This is a genomic window from Marinobacter sp. SS21 (assembly GCF_028369065.1).
Classification (GTDB): domain Bacteria; phylum Pseudomonadota; class Gammaproteobacteria; order Pseudomonadales; family Oleiphilaceae; genus Marinobacter.
Window position 1 is genome coordinate 213,019 of record NZ_JAQNDA010000007.1, and the last position, 18,258, is coordinate 231,276.

The 18,258-nt window shown below is 56.0% G+C and carries 32 protein-coding genes; 3 read left to right on the forward strand and 29 right to left on the reverse strand.

Going from position 1 to position 18,258, the window contains the following annotated elements; all coding sequences use genetic code 11:
* Positions 1-53 precede the first annotated feature (53 nt).
* Positions 54-1,586 (reverse strand): threonine ammonia-lyase, biosynthetic, encoded by a 1,533-nt coding sequence (gene ilvA / locus N6L25_RS11555; protein ID WP_271980374.1) that lies wholly within the window; start codon positions 1,584-1,586, stop codon positions 54-56.
* Positions 1,587-1,778: 192 nt separating this feature from the next.
* On the opposite strand from ilvA, the gene rpiA reads away from it, so the two are divergent.
* The 3 genes from rpiA (at position 1,779) to ppa (ending at position 4,347) form a co-directional block, all read left to right on the forward strand.
* Entirely contained in the window at positions 1,779-2,459 is a 681-nt protein-coding gene (rpiA, locus tag N6L25_RS11560) for a ribose-5-phosphate isomerase RpiA (RefSeq protein WP_271980376.1), read from the forward strand.
* A gap of 61 nt (positions 2,460-2,520) precedes the next feature.
* Positions 2,521-3,684: an acyl-CoA dehydrogenase family protein gene (locus N6L25_RS11565; RefSeq protein ID WP_271980378.1), complete on the forward strand. Its 1,164-nt coding sequence runs from the start codon at positions 2,521-2,523 to the stop codon at positions 3,682-3,684.
* A gap of 135 nt (positions 3,685-3,819) precedes the next feature.
* Complete coding sequence (gene ppa / locus N6L25_RS11570) at positions 3,820-4,347, forward strand: inorganic diphosphatase (protein ID WP_271980380.1); 528 nt, start codon at positions 3,820-3,822, stop codon at positions 4,345-4,347.
* A gap of 105 nt (positions 4,348-4,452) precedes the next feature.
* Here the strand turns inward: ppa and rplQ are convergent, their stop codons facing one another.
* The 28 genes from rplQ to rpsJ all read right to left on the reverse strand — a co-directional run bounded on the left by rplQ (position 4,453) and on the right by rpsJ (position 18,121).
* Positions 4,453-4,851 (reverse strand): 50S ribosomal protein L17, encoded by a 399-nt coding sequence (gene rplQ, locus N6L25_RS11575; RefSeq protein ID WP_271980382.1) that lies wholly within the window; start codon positions 4,849-4,851, stop codon positions 4,453-4,455.
* Between the two features lie 37 nt (positions 4,852-4,888).
* Entirely contained in the window at positions 4,889-5,893 is a 1,005-nt protein-coding gene (locus N6L25_RS11580) for a DNA-directed RNA polymerase subunit alpha (protein WP_271980384.1), read from the reverse strand.
* A gap of 35 nt (positions 5,894-5,928) precedes the next feature.
* Positions 5,929-6,549 carry a 30S ribosomal protein S4 gene (rpsD, locus tag N6L25_RS11585; protein ID WP_271980386.1) on the reverse strand — a complete coding sequence of 207 codons (621 nt, stop codon included), beginning with the start codon at positions 6,547-6,549 and terminating at the stop codon, positions 5,929-5,931.
* Positions 6,550-6,567: 18 nt separating this feature from the next.
* Positions 6,568-6,957, reverse strand: a complete 390-nt coding sequence (rpsK, locus tag N6L25_RS11590) for a 30S ribosomal protein S11 (protein ID WP_271980388.1) — start codon at positions 6,955-6,957, stop codon at positions 6,568-6,570.
* A gap of 13 nt (positions 6,958-6,970) precedes the next feature.
* Entirely contained in the window at positions 6,971-7,327 is a 357-nt protein-coding gene (rpsM, locus tag N6L25_RS11595) for a 30S ribosomal protein S13 (protein ID WP_271980390.1), read from the reverse strand.
* Between the two features lie 140 nt (positions 7,328-7,467).
* Complete coding sequence (gene rpmJ, locus N6L25_RS11600; RefSeq protein ID WP_008174902.1) at positions 7,468-7,581, reverse strand: 50S ribosomal protein L36; 114 nt, start codon at positions 7,579-7,581, stop codon at positions 7,468-7,470.
* Between the two features lie 30 nt (positions 7,582-7,611).
* On the reverse strand, positions 7,612-8,934 hold the full coding sequence (gene secY / locus N6L25_RS11605) for a preprotein translocase subunit SecY (protein WP_271980405.1): 1,323 nt from the start codon (positions 8,932-8,934) through the stop codon (positions 7,612-7,614).
* 17 nt (positions 8,935-8,951) lie between these two features.
* Positions 8,952-9,386: a 50S ribosomal protein L15 gene (gene rplO / locus N6L25_RS11610; protein ID WP_271980407.1), complete on the reverse strand. Its 435-nt coding sequence runs from the start codon at positions 9,384-9,386 to the stop codon at positions 8,952-8,954.
* A 1-nt stretch (position 9,387) separates the two neighbouring features.
* Complete coding sequence (gene rpmD, locus N6L25_RS11615) at positions 9,388-9,576, reverse strand: 50S ribosomal protein L30 (RefSeq protein ID WP_092025490.1); 189 nt, start codon at positions 9,574-9,576, stop codon at positions 9,388-9,390.
* A 4-nt stretch (positions 9,577-9,580) separates the two neighbouring features.
* Positions 9,581-10,081 (reverse strand): 30S ribosomal protein S5, encoded by a 501-nt coding sequence (gene rpsE / locus N6L25_RS11620; protein ID WP_271980411.1) that lies wholly within the window; start codon positions 10,079-10,081, stop codon positions 9,581-9,583.
* Positions 10,082-10,093: 12 nt separating this feature from the next.
* Positions 10,094-10,441 carry a 50S ribosomal protein L18 gene (gene rplR / locus N6L25_RS11625; protein WP_271980413.1) on the reverse strand — a complete coding sequence of 116 codons (348 nt, stop codon included), beginning with the start codon at positions 10,439-10,441 and terminating at the stop codon, positions 10,094-10,096.
* A 9-nt stretch (positions 10,442-10,450) separates the two neighbouring features.
* Complete coding sequence (gene rplF, locus N6L25_RS11630) at positions 10,451-10,984, reverse strand: 50S ribosomal protein L6 (protein ID WP_271980415.1); 534 nt, start codon at positions 10,982-10,984, stop codon at positions 10,451-10,453.
* Between the two features lie 9 nt (positions 10,985-10,993).
* The gene (gene rpsH, locus N6L25_RS11635; RefSeq protein WP_271980417.1) at positions 10,994-11,386 is read right to left on the reverse strand and encodes a 30S ribosomal protein S8; all 393 of its coding nucleotides are present in this window, start codon (positions 11,384-11,386) and stop codon (positions 10,994-10,996) included.
* A 90-nt stretch (positions 11,387-11,476) separates the two neighbouring features.
* Positions 11,477-11,782, reverse strand: coding sequence for a 30S ribosomal protein S14 (gene rpsN / locus N6L25_RS11640; protein ID WP_271980420.1), 306 nt, complete (start codon positions 11,780-11,782; stop codon positions 11,477-11,479).
* Between the two features lie 12 nt (positions 11,783-11,794).
* Positions 11,795-12,334 (reverse strand): 50S ribosomal protein L5, encoded by a 540-nt coding sequence (gene rplE / locus N6L25_RS11645; protein WP_271980422.1) that lies wholly within the window; start codon positions 12,332-12,334, stop codon positions 11,795-11,797.
* Positions 12,335-12,349: 15 nt separating this feature from the next.
* Positions 12,350-12,670, reverse strand: a complete 321-nt coding sequence (gene rplX, locus N6L25_RS11650) for a 50S ribosomal protein L24 (RefSeq protein WP_271980424.1) — start codon at positions 12,668-12,670, stop codon at positions 12,350-12,352.
* Between the two features lie 16 nt (positions 12,671-12,686).
* On the reverse strand, positions 12,687-13,055 hold the full coding sequence (gene rplN, locus N6L25_RS11655) for a 50S ribosomal protein L14 (protein ID WP_091814959.1): 369 nt from the start codon (positions 13,053-13,055) through the stop codon (positions 12,687-12,689).
* A gap of 58 nt (positions 13,056-13,113) precedes the next feature.
* Positions 13,114-13,380, reverse strand: a complete 267-nt coding sequence (rpsQ, locus tag N6L25_RS11660; protein WP_271980430.1) for a 30S ribosomal protein S17 — start codon at positions 13,378-13,380, stop codon at positions 13,114-13,116.
* A 1-nt stretch (position 13,381) separates the two neighbouring features.
* Positions 13,382-13,573, reverse strand: coding sequence for a 50S ribosomal protein L29 (rpmC, locus tag N6L25_RS11665; RefSeq protein WP_271980432.1), 192 nt, complete (start codon positions 13,571-13,573; stop codon positions 13,382-13,384).
* Positions 13,573-13,986 (reverse strand): 50S ribosomal protein L16, encoded by a 414-nt coding sequence (gene rplP / locus N6L25_RS11670; protein WP_271980434.1) that lies wholly within the window; start codon positions 13,984-13,986, stop codon positions 13,573-13,575. The genes rpmC and rplP overlap by 1 nt, the downstream gene beginning before the upstream one ends.
* Before the next feature lie 12 nt (positions 13,987-13,998).
* Positions 13,999-14,682, reverse strand: coding sequence for a 30S ribosomal protein S3 (gene rpsC / locus N6L25_RS11675; RefSeq protein ID WP_271980436.1), 684 nt, complete (start codon positions 14,680-14,682; stop codon positions 13,999-14,001).
* 11 nt (positions 14,683-14,693) lie between these two features.
* Positions 14,694-15,026 carry a 50S ribosomal protein L22 gene (gene rplV / locus N6L25_RS11680; RefSeq protein WP_227172528.1) on the reverse strand — a complete coding sequence of 111 codons (333 nt, stop codon included), beginning with the start codon at positions 15,024-15,026 and terminating at the stop codon, positions 14,694-14,696.
* Between the two features lie 17 nt (positions 15,027-15,043).
* Positions 15,044-15,319 (reverse strand): 30S ribosomal protein S19, encoded by a 276-nt coding sequence (rpsS, locus tag N6L25_RS11685; RefSeq protein WP_058089997.1) that lies wholly within the window; start codon positions 15,317-15,319, stop codon positions 15,044-15,046.
* A gap of 23 nt (positions 15,320-15,342) precedes the next feature.
* Positions 15,343-16,170 carry a 50S ribosomal protein L2 gene (rplB, locus tag N6L25_RS11690; RefSeq protein WP_271980441.1) on the reverse strand — a complete coding sequence of 276 codons (828 nt, stop codon included), beginning with the start codon at positions 16,168-16,170 and terminating at the stop codon, positions 15,343-15,345.
* 17 nt (positions 16,171-16,187) lie between these two features.
* Entirely contained in the window at positions 16,188-16,481 is a 294-nt protein-coding gene (rplW, locus tag N6L25_RS11695; RefSeq protein ID WP_064230339.1) for a 50S ribosomal protein L23, read from the reverse strand.
* Positions 16,478-17,083, reverse strand: coding sequence for a 50S ribosomal protein L4 (gene rplD, locus N6L25_RS11700; RefSeq protein WP_271980447.1), 606 nt, complete (start codon positions 17,081-17,083; stop codon positions 16,478-16,480). Before rplD ends, rplW begins: the two co-directional genes overlap by 4 nt.
* Positions 17,084-17,094: 11 nt before the next feature.
* Positions 17,095-17,733, reverse strand: coding sequence for a 50S ribosomal protein L3 (rplC, locus tag N6L25_RS11705; RefSeq protein ID WP_271980449.1), 639 nt, complete (start codon positions 17,731-17,733; stop codon positions 17,095-17,097).
* 76 nt (positions 17,734-17,809) lie between these two features.
* A complete protein-coding gene (rpsJ, locus tag N6L25_RS11710; RefSeq protein ID WP_271980451.1) occupies positions 17,810-18,121 on the reverse strand; it encodes a 30S ribosomal protein S10 in 312 nt (103 codons plus the stop codon).
* Between the last annotated feature and the right edge of the window lie 137 nt (positions 18,122-18,258).

The following is an 18,258-nucleotide window of genomic DNA, read 5'->3' on the forward strand; positions in this document are numbered from 1 at the left end:
CAGCCGAAGATTTACAATTTTCAAGGAATTAACATTTTTTAATATAGCCTCCACTAGCGGCGGCTATTGCCCGCGCCAAGGAACAGGCGATAGGCCTCGTTGTTGGTAACGTCCTGGTAGCGGAATCCGATCTTGTCCAGCATGGCACGAAACGCCTCCACCTCCCCATCATCCACCTGAGCCCCCATCAAGACCCGACTGTAGGCGGCACCGTGGTTGCGATAGTGAAACATCGAGATGTTCCAGCGGGTCCCCAACGACATCAGGAACTTCATCAATGCCCCGGGACGCTCGGGAAACTCAAACTGGAACACCTTCTCGTTGCCGACGGTGGGCGCATGCCCCCCTACCATATGACGAATATGCTGCTTGGCCAGGTCGCTATCGGTCAGGTCCGTGACCGGATAACCCGCTTCGCGTAATTCCTGCACCAACTCATCGCGCCCAAGCCCGCCATGCTGAATCTGGATACCGACAAAAATGCAGGCATCCTCTTCATCGGAGTATCGGTAGTTGAACTCGGTGATGCTGCGTTTGTGCAGGGCGTTGATGAACGACTTGAACGAACCGGGACGCTCGGGAATGGTCACCGCGAGGATCGCCTCCCGCTTCTCGCCGATCTCGGTGCGTTCGGAGATATAGCGCAGCCGATCGAAATTCATATTGGCACCACTGAGCACGCCCGCCAGGTTTTCACCCTGCAACTGCTCCCGCTCGATGTACTTCTTGATGCCCGCCACGGACAGCGCGCCCGCCGGCTCGGCGATGGAGCGGGTGTCGTCAAAAATATCCTTGATGGCGGCACAGATTTCATCGGTGGAAACTGTCACCACCTCATCCACCAGATCCTTGCAGATATCCCAGGTATGCTGACCGATCTGGCGTACCGCCACACCATCGGCAAAGATGCCCACCTCATCCAGCACCACCCGCTCACCGGCTTGCAGGGCCGCCTGCAGGCAGTTCGAATCCTCGGGCTCGACCCCGATCACCTTGATCTCCGGGCGCAAGTACTTGATATAGGCCGCCATGCCTGCGACCAGCCCGCCGCCCCCGACCGGAATAAACACCGCATGCAGCGGCTGGGTGAACTGCCACATCATTTCCATGGCCACCGTTCCCTGTCCGGCAATGACATCGGGGTCGTCGTAGGGCGGGATATAGGTCAGCCCATGCTTGGCCACCAGCTCTGCGGCGTGGGCCGCCGCCTCGTCAAAAGCGTCGCCCTTGAGCACCACCTTGGCGCCGTGATTGCGGACCGAGCGTACCTTGATGTCCGGGGTGGTCTGCGGCATCACGATGACCGCCTTGATACCCAACTTTTTGGCAGCCAAGGCCACGCCTTGGGCATGATTGCCCGCCGAGGCACAGATCACACCGCAATGCTTCTGCTCATCGGACAACTGGGCAATCCGGTTATAGGCGCCGCGAATCTTGAAGGAGAACACCGGCTGCAAGTCTTCCCGCTTGAGGAAAATCTGGTTGTCGAAGCGTCGGGACAGATTGCGGGCTTCGGTCAGTGGCGTTTCGTTGGCCACATCGTAGACGCGGGCATCCAGAATTTTTTTGATGTAGCGTTGCGGCATGGTGCATGGGTTCCATTGTCAGACCAGGACGTCTCCCCTTCAGCCGGTGCGGCGCACGCACGACCCGAGGAGCAAAAACCCACAGTGTAGAAAGTTTGCCGGGGTGTCGTCTATAACCGATGCAGACAGGCCGCTATAATATGGCCAAAATCATCCACAAGCCCTCAGCCTCACGCTTCACCGGAGCCCACAATGGATCAGGACCAACTCAAGCACGCCGTCGCCAAGGCCGCACTGGATTACATTGCCCCCCGCCTGGCGAGCGACAGCATCATTGGTGTCGGTACCGGCAGTACCGCCAATTTTTTCATCGACCTGCTGGCCAACATCCGGACCGACTTCGATGGCGCCGTGGCCAGCTCCGAAGCCACCGCCGAACGACTAAGGTCCCATGGTATCCCGGTCTACGATCTGAACACTGTCGGCATCCTCGAGTTCTACATTGACGGTGCCGATGAGACCAATGAGCACCTGGAGCTCATCAAGGGCGGCGGTGGCGCCCTCACCCGGGAGAAGATCGTGGCGGCCGTCGCCCATACCTTCATCTGTATCGCTGACGAAAGCAAGAAAGTCGGCGTGCTCGGCAAGTTTCCTCTACCCGTGGAAGTCCTTCCCATGGCCCGAAGCCACGTCGGCCGGGAAATTGTCAAGCTTGGCGGCGACCCGGTCTACCGGGAAGGCGTCGTCACCGACAACGGCAACATCATCATCGACATCCATAACCTGGACATTTCCCGACCCATCCAGCTTGAAGAGCAGCTTAACCAAATTGTCGGCGTCGTCACGAATGGCCTGTTCGCGCGGCGTCCGGCCGATCTGCTGCTGCTGGGCACCCCAAACGGTGTCGAGAGCGTTCCTCGCCCGGGAATTTGACCCCCTCAGACTAACCAAGCGCTTGCTTGGTATTCACACTTCAGCCACACTGCCCTTTGCGATGTCCAAGCAGAGGGAGTGTGTCGTGACCAGCCATTTCACCGAAACCCACGAGCAGGTTCGCCTGAGCGTACGCAAATTCATTGCCACCCACGTACGACCCCACATCGACGACTGGGAGGAAGCCGGCGAGTTCCCCCGCGACCTCTACCGCAAGGCAGGCGACGCAGGCCTTCTCGGCATCGGCTTCCCGGAGGCCCTGGGCGGCTCCTGTGAGGGCGATGTCTTTATGAAGGTCGCGGTGTCGGAGGAACTGATGCGATCCACCTCCGGCGGCCTGGTGGCGAGCCTGGGCTCATTGGACATCGGCTTGCCGCCCGTGGCGAAATGGGCGCAACCCGCGGTTCGACAACAGGTCGTTCCGGAGGTTCTCAGGGGCGACAAGATCGCCGCGCTGGCAATCACCGAACCTAATGGCGGCTCTGATGTTGCCAACCTCAAGACCCGAGCGGTACGCGACGGCGATCATTATGTGGTGAATGGCAGCAAAACCTTTATCACCAGCGGACATCGCGCCGACTACTATACGGTTGCCGTACGCACCGGCTCCGATGGACACGGCGGCATCAGCCTGTTGCTGATTGACCGGGACACGCCGGGCTTTTCCCGGGGCAACAAACTGCGCAAGATGGGCTGGTGGGCCAGCGACACCGCCGAACTGTTCTTTGAGGACTGCCGGGTGCCCGCCGATCGCCTGATTGGCGCCGAGAACACGGGTTTTATCGCGATCATGAGCAACTTCCTCCAGGAACGCCTGATGCTGACCATCATGGCCTACATGACCGCACAGATTGCGCTCGAGGAGTCATTGGCCTACTCGCGCCAGCGCAACGCCTTTGGTCGCCCCATCTCAGCGTTTCAGGTCAACCGCCACAAACTCGTCGACATGGCCACCCAGGTTGACGTCGCACGGCAATACGCCTACCACTGCGCCGCCCTGATGGCAGCGGGCCGAACCCCCATCAAGGAAGTTGCCATGGCGAAGAATTTCGCGGTGGAGGTCTGTGAAAAGGTTACCCGCGAGGCGGTGCAGTTGCACGGCGGCATGGGCTACATGCGAGAGTCCGTGGTCGAGCGCCTGTACCGGGACGCCAAAATCCTGTCGATTGGCGGCGGCACCGATGAAATCATGAAAGAGCTGATCGCCAAGCAGATGAAACTTTGAAACCATCCGGCGCGGCAAGCGTCAGCCTTGCCGCACGGATAAACCTACCTTGGTTTAGTTTCGATATGTCCGGGATACACGTATAATTGCGCCACCTTTCCAATGCAGTCTATTCACCCGGAACAAGGATCCATCATGAACTTTGATCACATCCCTGCTGGCAAAAACCCGCCCGAAGACATCTACGTAGCCATAGAAATCCCGGCCAACAGCTCCCCGGTTAAATACGAACTCGACAAAGACATGGGCGCGTTGCTGGTCGACCGCTTCATGGCCACCCCGATGTTCTACCCGGCCAACTACGGCTTCATTCCCCACACCCTGGCTGACGACGGCGACCCACTCGACGTCTTGGTCGTTACGCCTTACCCGGTACAGGCCGGTTCGGTAATTCGCTGCCGCCCGGTGGGCATCCTCAATATGGAAGACGAAGCCGGTGGCGATGCCAAGCTGGTCGCAGTCCCGCACGACAAGCTGACCAAGTCCTACACAGACATTCAGGACATCAACGATTTGCCGCAACTGCTGCGCGACCAAATCCAGCACTTCTTCGAGAACTACAAGACGTTGGAACCCGGTAAGTGGGTCAAGGTCCAAGGCTGGGACAACGCGGAAGCGGCTCGCAAGGCCGTAGAAGCCTCGGTAGCAGCCTACAAGGGCTAAGCCCAGGCCAGGGCCCGGCGTATTCCGGGCCCCTACCGCCAATCGGACAAAAAAAAGCCGGTGACCCTAAGGGCACCGGCTTTTTTTAGGCTCGAAGCCGAGGAATTAATCCTCGTCTTCAGCCACCTCTTCCGCCTCGATATCCAGAGGACGGCCAACCAGCTCGACGAATGCCATAGGAGCATTGTCGCCGGCCCGGAAACCGCACTTAAGGATACGCAGGTAACCACCTGGGCGCTCGGAATAACGGGGACCCAGCTCATCAAACAGCTTGGCAACCGCAGCATCGTTACGCAGGCGCGAGAACGCCAGACGACGATTTGCTACCGAATCATTCTTGGAAAGCGTGATCAATGGCTCGGCTACCCGACGAAGCTCTTTGGCTTTCGGGAGCGTCGTTTTGATCAGCTCATGTTCAACCAGTGACGCGGCCATGTTACGAAACATGGCTTTGCGATGCGCACTGGTCCTGTTGAACTTACGACCACTCTTACGATGACGCATTGCTCTGATTCCTTACCTTAAACTACCAATTCGGCGATTAACCGCCCAGAACCCGGTCGTCGCCACGAAGGCTCGCCGGCGGCCAGTTATCAAGACGCATCCCCAAAGACAGGCCACGGGAGGCCAGTACGTCTTTGATTTCGGTCAGCGACTTTTTACCCAGGTTAGGCGTCTTCAGCAGCTCGACTTCGGTCCGCTGAATTAGATCGCCGATGTAGTAAATATTTTCTGCCTTCAAGCAGTTAGCTGAACGCACTGTTAATTCAAGATCATCTACCGGACGCAGGAGAATCGGATCAATTTCTTCCTCTTCCTCCACACGCTCTGGCTCTTTTTCATGATCGAAATCAACAAACACTGCCAGCTGCTGCTGGAGAATGGTGGCCGCCCGACGGATAGCTTCCTCCGGATCGATCGTGCCATTGGTCTCCAGATCAATAACCAGCTTGTCCAGGTCCGTACGCTGCTCTACACGGGCACTTTCGACCGCGTAGGCGACCCGACGAACCGGGCTGTATGTCGCATCCAGCTGCAGACGCCCGATCGCGCGAGTTTCGTCTTCATCCAAACCACGCTGATCAGCAGCTTCGTAACCGCGGCCGCGAACAATCTTCAGACGCATGTTCATTTCACCCTTGTCGCTCAGGTGACAAATGACATGATCGGGATTCGCGATCTCAACATTGTGATCCAGCTTGATATCGCCAGCAGTGACCGGACCAGGACCTTTCTTGCTGAGGGTCAACTCAACTTCGTCCCGATCTTCCATCTTGACGGCCACGCCTTTGAGATTCAGAAGAATCTCAATGACATCTTCCTGAACACCCTCGATTGCGCTGTACTCATGCAGTACACCGTCGATCTGCGCCTCGGTAATGGCGCAGCCCGGCATTGAGGACAACAGGATCCGACGCAGAGCACTGCCCAGGGTGTGACCGAAGCCCCGCTCTAGCGGCTCCAGAGTAACCTTGGCACGCGTGGTACTGGATTCCTTTACGTCAATGGTACGAGGTGTCAATAACTCATGTACTGAACGCTGCATAGACGCCCCTATCTGCTCTCGTTGCTAACTGGACTTTACTTCGAGTAAAGCTCGACGATGAGGTTCTCATTGATGTCGGCCGGCAGTTCAGTACGCTCAGGTACTGACTTGTAAACGCCTGACATCTTGCTGCCGTCGACCTCTACCCAGCCCACCGGCGCGCGACCAGCGGACAGTTCCAGCGCGCCTTTAACACGCAGCTGGTTCTTGGCCTTTTCGCGAACGCTCACGACGTCACCCGGCTTAACCTGATAAGACGGAATGTTAACCAGCTTATCGTTTACCAGGATCGCCTTGTGAGAGACGAGCTGACGGGATTCCGCACGGGTTGAACCAAACCCCATGCGGTAAACTACGTTGTCCAGACGACCTTCGAGGAGTTGCAACAGGTTTTCGCCTGTAGCCCCTTTACGACGGGCGGCCTCGGAGTAGTAGTTACGGAATTGCTTCTCCAGTACGCCGTAGATACGACGAACCTTCTGTTTTTCACGCAGCTGAACTCCGTATTCAGACAGCCGGCCGCGACGGGCGCCGTGCATGCCTGGCGGAGTCTCGATGTTGCACTTGGAATCGAGTGCACGAGCGCCGCTCTTCAGAAAAAGATCTGTCCCTTCTCGACGAGACAGTTTACATTTTGGACCTATGTAACGTGCCATACTTCACTGTCTCCTGTCTTAAACGCGGCGCTTCTTGGGCGGACGACAGCCGTTATGAGGAATCGGCGTGACATCAGTGATGTTGGTGATCTTGTAGCCACACGCGTTCAGCGCGCGAACTGCAGATTCCCGTCCGGGCCCAGGACCCTTAACCTCTACATCCAGGTTTTTAAGGCCGTATTCAGCAGCCGCGTTACCGGCTCTTTCAGCTGCTACCTGCGCAGCAAAAGGTGTACTCTTACGTGACCCGCGGAAACCGGAGCCACCAGCGGTAGCCCAAGACAGGACGTTGCCCTGACGATCAGAAATGGTCACGATGGTGTTGTTGAAGGAAGCGTGGATGTGCGCGACGCCATCAACAACCGTCTTTTTCACCTTTTTACGGGTACGTGTACCTGGCTTTGCCATGTTTGCCTACCTGTTACTTGCGAATCGGTTTGCGAGGACCTTTACGGGTGCGAGCGTTGGTCTTCGTGCGCTGGCCACGGACGGGCAGTCCATGACGATGACGCAGACCACGGAAGCAGCCGAGATCCTTCAAACGCTTAATGTTCATCTGAACTTCACGACGCAGATCGCCTTCGACAGTCAGCTTGCCCACTTCGGTACGAAGTGCTTCAACCTGATCATCGCTGAGGTCTTTGACCTTGACGTCCGGCTGTACGCCGGCTGCATCGCAAAGCTTTTGGGCTGCTGTCCGACCGACTCCAAAAATGTAAGTCAGTGAGATAACAGCATGTTTGTTGTCGGGTATATTGACACCGGCTATACGTGCCATCCAAATTACTCCGCGTTCAAAGCTTTGCTGTGTGAATTTTCCGCCACAAAAAGGGCGCGAAATAATAGCGCCTGACCATAAAAAGATCAAGCGCCATCATTCCGAACCCCATTGCGTTGTCAGAAGCAGACTCTTTCGAATCAACCCTGGCGCTGCTTGTGGCGAGGCTCCGAGCAAATGACTCGTACTGAGCCATTGCGACGAATTACTTTGCAGTTACGGCAAATTTTCTTTACCGAAGCGCGTACTTTCATTGTCGACTCCAGTTTTCAACGGGAACGGCGTCAACCGTTCCGACCATAGCCCTTGAGATTGGACTTTTTCATCAGTGATTCATACTGATGAGACATCAGATGCGATTGCACCTGAGCCATAAAGTCCATCACGACGACTACAACAATCAGCAGTGAGGTGCCACCCAGATAGAAAGGCACATTCCCGGCCACCATCAGAAACTGAGGGAACAGGGATACCGCTGCAATGTACATTGCACCAAACAGCGTGAGACGCGTCAGAACACCATCGATGTACTTGGCAGTCTGATCGCCCGGCCGGATACCCGGTATGAACGCACCTGAACGCTTCAGGTTGTCTGCCACTTCTTTCGGGTTATACATCAACGCCGTGTAGAAGAAACAGAAGAACACAACCGCGGCTGCGAACAGGATGATATACAGCGGCTGGCTTGGTGCCAAGGCCTGCGAAATATCACCCAGCCATTCCATACCCTCGCCCTGACCAAACCACTGACCCAGCGACGCTGGAAACAGCAGAATGGAAGATGCAAAGATCGGCGGGATCACCCCGGCCATGTTGACCTTCAATGGCAGGTGACTGGACTGCTGGGCAAAGACCCGTCGTCCCTGTTGCCGTTTGGCATAGTTAATGGTCAGGCGACGCTGACCCCGCTCCATAAAGACAACGAACCCGACGACCGCCACAGCCAACACCGCGATGCCAAGCACCACCAACAGACTCATTTCACCGTTGCGAGCCTGCTCAAGGGTCTGGCCGATGGCGCCGGGCAAGCCAGCCACGATGCCAGCGAAGATCAGCAACGATATTCCGTTGCCGACGCCGCGCTCGGTGATCTGCTCACCCAGCCACATCATGAACACCGCGCCACTCACAAACGAGATAACGGCGACAAAGTGGAAACTGAAGCTGTCGTTGAAGGTAACGCCCTGAGAGGCCAGGCCCACAGAAATACCGAGGCCCTGAACCAGCGCGAGGATAACGGTACCGTATCGGGTGTACTGACTGATCTTCCGACGCCCCGCTTCACCTTCCTTCTTCAGCTGCTCAAGCTGCGGACTAACCGCAGTCATGAGCTGCATGATGATGGAGGCCGAGATGTACGGCATGATCCCCAGGGCGAAGATACTCATCCGCTCAAGTGCACCACCGGAGAACATATTGAACAGACTCAGGATGGTTCCCTGGTTCTGATCAAACAGCGCCGCCAGACGATCGGGATTGATCCCCGGAACTGGAATATGGGCACCTATTCGGTACACCAAAAGTGCCAGAAACACAAACCAGAGCCGCGAACGCAGCTCTGCCAGTCCTTTTCCCGCGCCCGCAGGCAATGATGCTGTCTTGGCCATTTAGTCCTCGACTCGCCTTAGTCCTCGACTTTTCCGCCCGCGGCTGCGATAGCTTCGCGAGCGCCTTTGGTCACCTTCAGACCTTTGACGGTCACCGGACGAGTGAGCTCGCCGGACAAGATAACCTTCGCTTCGCGGATTTCTTCGCGAATGATGTCAGCCTTCTTCAGCGCTGCGAGATCAGCCACATCACCTTCAACCTTTGCCAATTCGTTGAGACGAATCTCAGCGACGTAACGCTGTTGACGTGAAGTGAAGCCGAACTTCGGCAGACGACGGGCCAACGGCTGCTGGCCGCCCTCGAATCCGGGTGCGACGCTGCCACCAGAACGGGCTTTCAAACCCTTGTGTCCACGACCGGCGGTTTTACCGAGACCGCTACCGATACCGCGACCGACGCGCTTGGCGTTCGGACGTGAACCGGGTTCTGGGCTAAGTTCGTTCAAACGCATCTTAGTTCTCCTCCACCCGAACCAGGTAGTTCACCTTGTTGATCATGCCGCGAACGGAAGGCGTGTCTTCCACTTCTACGGTATGACCGATTTTGCGAAGACCCAGGCCCTTCACACACAGTTTGTGCTTGGGCTGACAGCTGATCGGGCTGCGGGTCAGTGTAACCTTGATCTTTTTAGCATTCGCCATGACTTCAACCCAGAATATCTTCCACGGTCTTGCCGCGCTTGGCTGCGATATCTTCAGGCGCTTGCATGGCCTGGAGACCCTTGATAGTGGAACGGACAACGTTGACCGGATTGGTCGACCCGTAACACTTGGACAGTACGTTCTGAACACCGGCTACTTCCAGCACTGCGCGCATCGCGCCACCGGCGATAATACCAGTACCCTCAGAGGCTGGCTGCATGTATACCTTGGAGCCGCCGTGAACGGCCTTCACCGGGTATTGCAGGGTGTTGCCGTCCAATGCGACGTCCACCATATTCTTACGAGCCGCTTCCATGGCCTTCTGGATCGCAACCGGCACCTCACGGGCCTTGCCACGACCAAAACCAACGCGACCCTTGCCATCACCAACCACAGTCAGGGCGGTGAAAGCGAAGATACGACCACCTTTAACAACCTTGGCAACGCGGTTGACCTGAACCAGCTTTTCCTGGAGCTCAGGCGCCTTCTGTTCGTTAACGCTCATCTTCTCCACCTCTTAGAATTGCAAGCCAGCTTCGCGAGCCGCGTCGGCAAGTGCCTGAACCCGGCCGTGATAACGGTAACCGGAACGGTCAAAGGCAACCTTCTCTACGCCAGCAGCCTTGGCTCGCTCAGCGATCAGCTGACCAACCTTCTTGGCGGCGTCGACGTTACCGGTAGCGCCTTGGCGCAGTTCCTTGTCCAGTGTGGAGGCAGTGGCCAGAACCTTGCTGCCGTCTGCAGTGGTGACCTGGGCGTACATGTGCCGCGGTGTACGATGTACACACAGACGGCTGGTACCCAGCTCACGAATCTTCATACGCACCTTACGTGCGCGACGCAGTCTTTCGATATTCGCGCTCATAGTCCCGCCTTATTTCTTCTTGGCTTCTTTGCGTCGTACATGCTCATCCGCATAACGTACACCTTTGCCCTTGTAGGGCTCGGGCGGACGGTAAGCGCGGATTTCCGCAGCGACCTGACCAACCTGTTGCTTATCGATCCCGCGGATAACGACTTCCGTCTGCGACGGAGTTTCAGCGGTGATCCCCTCGGGCAGCTCATACTCGACCGGGTGAGAGAAACCCAGAGTCAGGTTGAGCTTTTTGCCCTGCGCCTGGGCACGATAACCAACGCCCACAAGCTGGAGTTTACGCTCGAAGCCCGCAGACACACCGGTCACCATGTTGTTGACCAGTGCACGAGTGGTACCTGCGAGAGCGCGGGACTGCTTGGCGCCATCACGGGCAGCAAAGCGCAGGACGTTCTCTTCCTGCGTAACTTCTACTGCCTGATGTACGTTGAATTGGAGCGCTCCCTTGGAGCCCTTCACATTGATTTCCTGTCCGTTCAGCTTAACCTCAACACCGGAAGGCAGCACGACAGGATTATTGGCAACCCTGGACATGTGTATCTCCTAGAATACGGTGCAGATGACTTCGCCACCCACGCCAGCAGCACGTGCGGCGCGGTCGGTCATAACGCCTTTGGACGTAGACACGATGGCAACCCCTAAACCGCCGGCAACTTTCGGCAGTTCCCCAGCGCCCTTGTACTGACGCAGACTCGGACGGCTGACCCGCTGAATCTCTTCGATAACCGGCTTACCGCCGAAGTATTTCAGAGTGATGGTCAGCTCAGGCTTGGCATCGGCTGAAACGGAAAAGTCTTCAACGTAACCCTCGTCCTTCAGGACCTGGGCCACGGAGACCTTAAACTTGGAAGATGGCATGGCCACGTCGGCCTTCTGTGCCATCTGTGCATTACGAATACGAGTAATCATATCCGCAAGCGTGTCTTGCATGCTCATTGGTATGAGGCTCCTGATCTTTTTAGTTGTGCAGCGGCTTGCCGCACCGCTTACCAACGGGCACCTTCACCTTACGGGAAGGCGCCTACCTTACCAGCTTGACTTGGTCAGACCCGGGACATCGCCGCGCATCCCGGTCTCACGCAGTTTAATGCGTGAAAGCTGGAACTTGCGCAGAACGCCATGGGGACGACCGGTAACCTGGCAGCGGTTACGCAGGCGCGCTGGGCTCGCGTTACGAGGAAGCTGTTGCAGCTTCATCTGAGCGTCCCAACGGTCTTCGTCGCTGGTATTCGGGTTCTTGATAATTGCCTTGAGCTCGGCGCGCTTGACTGCATACTTAGCCACAGTCTTTTCGCGCTTGAGCTCGCGGTTTTTCATGGAAACCTTAGCCATTACACGGATTCCTTATTTCTTGAACGGAAAGCCAAAGGCTTTCAACAGTTCGCGACCTTCATCATCGGTACCGGCAGAGGTGGTGATGGTGATATCCAGCCCGCGGATCTTGTCGACCTTGTCGTACTCGATCTCAGGGAAGATGATCTGCTCACGAACACCCATGCTATAGTTACCGCGACCGTCGAATGACTTGGGGTTCAGACCACGGAAGTCACGAACGCGAGGAATCGCGATGTGAACCAAACGGTCGAAGAAGTCCCACATGCGCTCGCCGCGCAGCGTCACTTTACAGCCAATCGGCCACCCTTCACGGATTTTGAAGCCCGCAACGGATTTGCGCGCCTTGGTAACAACAACTTTTTGGCCGGTCAGAGCTTCGAGGTCTGCCACGGCATTTTCAATCAGCTTTTTGTCACCAACCGCTTCGCCAACACCCATATTCAGGGTGATCTTTTCGATACGCGGCACCTGCATTACGTTCTTGTAGCCGAACTCTTGCTGCAGGGCGGGTACCACTTCCTTACTGTACTGCTCTTTCATATTAAGCATCGTAACCACCACCGCTTACTGGTTATCGACAGCTTCGTTCGTGGACTTGAAGATCCGCACCTTGGCGCCGTCTTCCTTGATCTGGAAGCCTACGCGATCGGCCTTGCCGGTCTGCGGATTAAAAATAGCCACGTTTGAAGCCTGGATAGGTGCTTCTTTCTCGACGATTCCACCTGGAGTGCCGAGCATCGGGTTGGGCTTGGTGTGTTTCTTGATCATATTGATGCCAGAAACAACGAGACGGCCATCATCCTGAACCTTCAGGACTTTACCACGTTTGCCCTTGTCTTTCCCGGTGGTGACGATCACTTCGTCATCGCGTTTGATCTTTTTCATAACCGGCCTCTAGTCCTTACAGTACTTCGGGTGCCAGTGAAATAATTTTCATGAACTTTTCATTACGCAGTTCACGGGTAACCGGTCCGAAGATACGGGTACCAATCGGTGCGTCCTGATTGTTCAGAAGTACAGCCGCGTTTCCGTCAAAACGGATCAGCGACCCGTCGGGACGACGCACACCTTTACGGGTACGTACCACGACAGCGTTCAGGACCTGGCCTTTCTTCACCTTACCGCGGGGGATGGCTTCCTTAACGGTCACCTTGATGATATCTCCCACGCTGGCATAACGCCGATGTGAACCGCCCAGGACCTTGATGCACTGAACTTGACGTGCACCGCTGTTGTCCGCGACTTCAAGCATTGTTTGAGTCTGAATCATGGTTGTTCTCCAGCAGAAACCACTTTGCCGTTACGACAAGACTCACCGTCCGGGCGAGTTACACCTTGGATGCACGTTCGGTGACTTCTACCAGGGCCCAGCTCTTGGTCTTGGAGACCGGACGGGTTTCCTGGATGGTTACGATGTCGCCGATGTTGCACTGATTGCTCTCATCGTGAGCGTGTACTTTGGTTGAACGCTTCACGTACTTGCCGTACAGCGGGTGCTTAACCCGACGTTCAACCAGAACCACGATGGACTTCTCCATCTTGTTGCTCACGACCTTGCCGCTCAGGGTTCTGGCAGTTTTGGTAGCTTCGGTCATGTTACTGTCCTGCCTTTTCATTCAAAACTGTTTTGACGCGAGCAATGTCACGCTTCACCTTGCCGACCAAGTGAGACTGATTCAGCTGACCTGTCGCCTTGCGCATGCGCAGGTTGAACTGCTCTTTCAGCAGGTCGATCAGCTCGTTGTTCAGCTCCTCGACTGATTTTTCACGCAGCTCTGTTGCTTTCATCACATCACTGTCCTCGTAACAAAGGTGGTCGACACAGGCAGTTTAGCGGCGGCCAGAGTAAAGGCCTCGCGCGCAACGTCCTCGGCAACACCTTCCATCTCGTACAGCATCTTGCCGGGCTGAATCTCAGCCACCCAGTACTCGACAGAACCCTTACCTTTACCCATCCGTACTTCAAGCGGCTTGCCGGTGATCGGCTTGTCCGGGAAAACCCGAATCCAGATCTTTCCGCCCCGCTTGATCCGACGAGTCATGGTCCGACGTGCCGCCTCAATCTGGCGTGCAGTTATACGGCCACGGCTGGTCGCTTTCAATCCGTACTCACCGAAGCTCACCTTGTTACCGCGGTGCGCTAGACCCGAGTTACGGCCTTTCATTACCTTGCGAAATTTGGTGCGTTTTGGCTGCAGCATACGAGTGCCCCTTTACTTAGAACCTTTCTTGCGAGAGGCATTCTTGTCGGCACGGACCTGCTCCATACCACCAAGAATCTCGCCCTTGAAGATCCATACCTTAACGCCGATAACGCCGTAGGTGGTGTGCGCTTCATAAGTCGCGTAATCAATATCTGCACGCAGAGTGTGCAGCGGAACACGACCTTCGCGATACCACTCGGAACGGGCGATTTCAGCACCCCCAAGACGGCCACCGACCTGGATCTTGATACCCTTTGCGCCTTGACGCATTGCGTTCTGAACCGCGCGCTTCATGGCACGACGGAACATGACACGACGCTCCAGCTGACCAGCAACATTCTGGGCAACCAGGCGGGCATCCAGATCCGGCTTGCGGACCTCTTCGATGTTGATGTGAACAGGCACACCCATCATGCCGCTAACTTCGCGACGCAGACGGTCAACATCTTCACCCTTCTTACCGATAACAATACCGGGACGGGCAGTATGGATCGTGATGCGTGCGTTCTGAGCAGGGCGCTCGATCACAATCTTGCTGACAGACGCCTTTTCCAGACGCTTGTCGAGGAATTCGCGAACCTGAATGTCGTTCAGCAGGTTTTTCGCGTATTCCTTTTTCTCGGCATACCAGACTGAGTTGTGCTCTTTGATCACACCCAGGCGAATGCCGGTTGGATTTACTTTATGACCCATCTGAGCATCTCCTACTTGTCGGCGACCTTGACGGTGATATGACAGGTGCGCTTGAAAATACGGTCAGCGCGCCCCTTGGCTCGAGCCTTGATTCGCTTGAGCGTCGGACCTTCATCCACCATGATGGTGGAAACCCGCAGATCATCTACGTCCAGACCTTCGTTGTGCTCAGCATTGGCAATCGCAGACTCAAGAGCTTTCTTGATAACTACGGCCGCCTTTTTTGGGCTGAAAGTCAGAATGTTCAGGGCGTCCTCAACAGCCTTGCCGCGTACCTGGTCAGCCACAAGACGTGCTTTCTGAGCAGAGAGGCGAGCGCCCTTGTACTTAGCCGCTACTTCCATTTCTATTCCCCTCACAATCAGCGTTTAGCTTTCTTGTCGGCTGCATGGCCACGGTAGGTCCGCGTTGCCGCGAACTCACCCAGCTTATGACCGACCATGTCTTCGGTGACATAGACAGGCACGTGTTGCTTGCCGTTATGGACTGCAATGGTCAGGCCTACCATCTCCGGGAAGATTGTTGACCGGCGGGACCAGGTTTTGATCGGCCGCTTGTCGTTAGCTTCCAGAGCTGCCTCGACCTTCTTCAACAGATGCAGGTCTATAAAAGGACCTTTCTTCAAAGAACGTGGCACAGCATTTACCTCTATGTAGTCGTTTACTTGGCCGAACGACGACGTACGATCATTTTGTCAGTACGCTTGTTCTTACGAGTTTTATGCCCTTTGGTCGGCACACCCCAAGGAGTTACAGGGTGACGTCCACCAGAGGTACGCCCTTCACCACCACCGTGTGGGTGGTCAACTGGGTTCATAGCAACACCACGCACTGTCGGCCGCTTGCCACGCCAACGTGATGCACCCGCTTTACCAAGCTGCTTGAGGCTGTGCTCGCTGTTGGAAACTTCACCCAACGTTGCGCGACACTCAACAAGCACCTTACGCATTTCACCTGAGCGCAGGCGGAGGGTGGCGTAAGCACCTTCACGCGCTACCAGCTGTACGGATGCGCCCGCGGAGCGAGCCAGCTGAGCACCTTTGCCAGGCTTGAGTTCGACGCAGTGAATGACGGAACCGACCGGAATGTTCCGGATTGGCAACGTGCTACCCACCTTAATCGGCGCGTCGACGCCGGAACGCACTTGATCCCCTACACTGACACCTTTGGGAGCGATGATGTAACGACGCTCGCCATCGGCATACTTCAGGAGCGCAATGTGCGCGGAGCGGTTAGGATCGTATTCCAGGCGCTCAATAGTCGCCGGAATGCCATCTTTGGTCCGCTTGAAATCAATGACGCGGTAATGGCGCTTATGACCACCACCAATGTGACGGGTAGTGATGCGACCAAAATGGTTACGACCACCCGACTTGCTCTGCGATTCGACCAACGGTTCGTAAGGGCGCCCTTTGTACAGGTCCGGGTTGTAGATCTTTACAACGTGACGGCGGCCAGCAGATGTTGGTTTGGTTTTGACGATCGGCATATTACGACCCCTTTACCTTATTCCACATCCAGAAAATCGATGTCCTGACCTTCCGCAAGCTTTACATAAGCCTTACGGATGTCATTACGCTTGCCGAAACCGCGGACAGTACGCTTGAGCTTACCTTTACGGTTCAGAACCTGAACACCTTCGACAGTGACGTTGAACAACTGCTCAACGGCTTTCTTGATCTCCGGCTTGGTGGCATCAGGGGCAACGCGAAACACCACCTGACCACGCTCTGCTGCCAGAGACGCTTTCTCTGATACGTGCGGTCCCAGAAGAACCTTGTAAATACGCTCCTGATTCATCCCAGCATCTCCTCAATCTTCTTCAGAGCCGGAACGGTAACCACAACCTTGTCGAATGCCACCAGACTAACCGGATCAAGACCAGCCACGTCACGAACGTCGACGTGTGGAACATTGCGGGAAGCCAGGTGCAGGTTCTGCTCAACACTCTCGGCCAGGATCAGAGCATTGCTAACACCCAGATCCTTGAGCTTTGCATTGAAGGCTTTGGTCTTGGGGGATTCGACCGCAATCTCATCCACCACGACCAGACGCTCCTGACGAACCAACTCGGAAAAGATGGAACGCATGGCTGCGCGATACATCTTACGGTTGATCTTCTGCTCGTAGCTCTGAGGCTTGGCAGCGAACGTCACACCACCAGAACGCCACAGCGGACTGCGAATGGTGCCCGCACGAGCTCGACCAGTACCCTTCTGACGCCACGGCTTCTTACCACCACCGCTGACTTCTGAACGGGTCTTCTGAGCCCGGGTACCCTGCCGACCACCTGACAGATAGGCAGTAACAACCTGGTGAACCAGCGACTCGTTAAATTCTTTGGCGAATGTAGCATCGGAAACCGAGATTCCCTTGCCACTACCTGTAATAGTCAATTCCATCGCACCGCTCCTCAGGCTTTAACTGCAGGCTTGATGACAACGTTGCCGCCGGTAGCACCAGGCACAGCACCACGGATCAACAGCAAATTGCGCTCAGCATCGACACGGACGACCTGCAGGTTCTGCACAGTGACCTGCGCGTTACCCATCTGTCCGGCCATCTTCTTGCCTTTGAAAACCCGGCCCGGAGTCTGGTTCTGACCAATAGAACCAGGAGCACGGTGAGACAGCGAGTTACCGTGAGTCGCGTCCTGCATGGTGAAGTTCCAGCGCTTTACACCGCCCTGAAACCCCTTACCCTTGGACTGCCCGGTGGCATCTACAATCTGGCCATCTGCAAAGATGGAAGCAGTAATCTCGCCTCCGGCAGCCAGATCTTCACCTTCGCCGTCCGCGAGACGGAATTCCCACAGACCACGACCAGCCTCGACACCCGCCTTAGCGAAGTGACCTGCTGCACCCTTGGTGACACGGGAGGAACGACGCGTACCGACGGTTACCTGAACCGCACGATAGCCATCGCTTTCGAGAGTTTTGAGTTGGGTAATGCGATTGGGCTCAACCTCAATTACCGTAACGGGCAGCGACTGCCCATCTTCCGTAAAAATACGGGTCATACCGGCCTTGCGACCGACAACACCAATTGCCATGTTTCACCTCTTCAGTGTACGGGGCTCTCACCCTCTATGGCCTTATGACAGTTACACAGACTAATACCGGGCGGTATTAGCCGAGGCTGATCTGAACGTCTACACCTGCCGCCAGGTCCAACTTCATCAGAGCATCCACTGTCTTCTCCGTCGGCTCAACAATGTCGAGCAAACGCTTGTGGGTACGAATCTCGTACTGATCGCGCGCATCCTTGTTGACATGCGGAGAAATCAGTACGGTAAACTTTTCCTTCCGCGTCGGCAGAGGGATGGGTCCACGCACCTGGGCGCCGGTCCGCTTAGCGGTATCGACGATCTCCTGCGTAGACTGGTCGATCAGGCGATAATCAAACGCCTTCAACCGAATTCGAATCTTTTGGCTTTGCATGATGCACCAAACTCCACTCGTAGCAGCTAATTTTTAGCCGACCTTCAAAAAAAGGAGCCGCATTGTATGCAGAATACCCAACCATGTCAAGCGACACGCCGGCCGCGACACAGAGGGGCAATTCCGTTCCCAGCGAT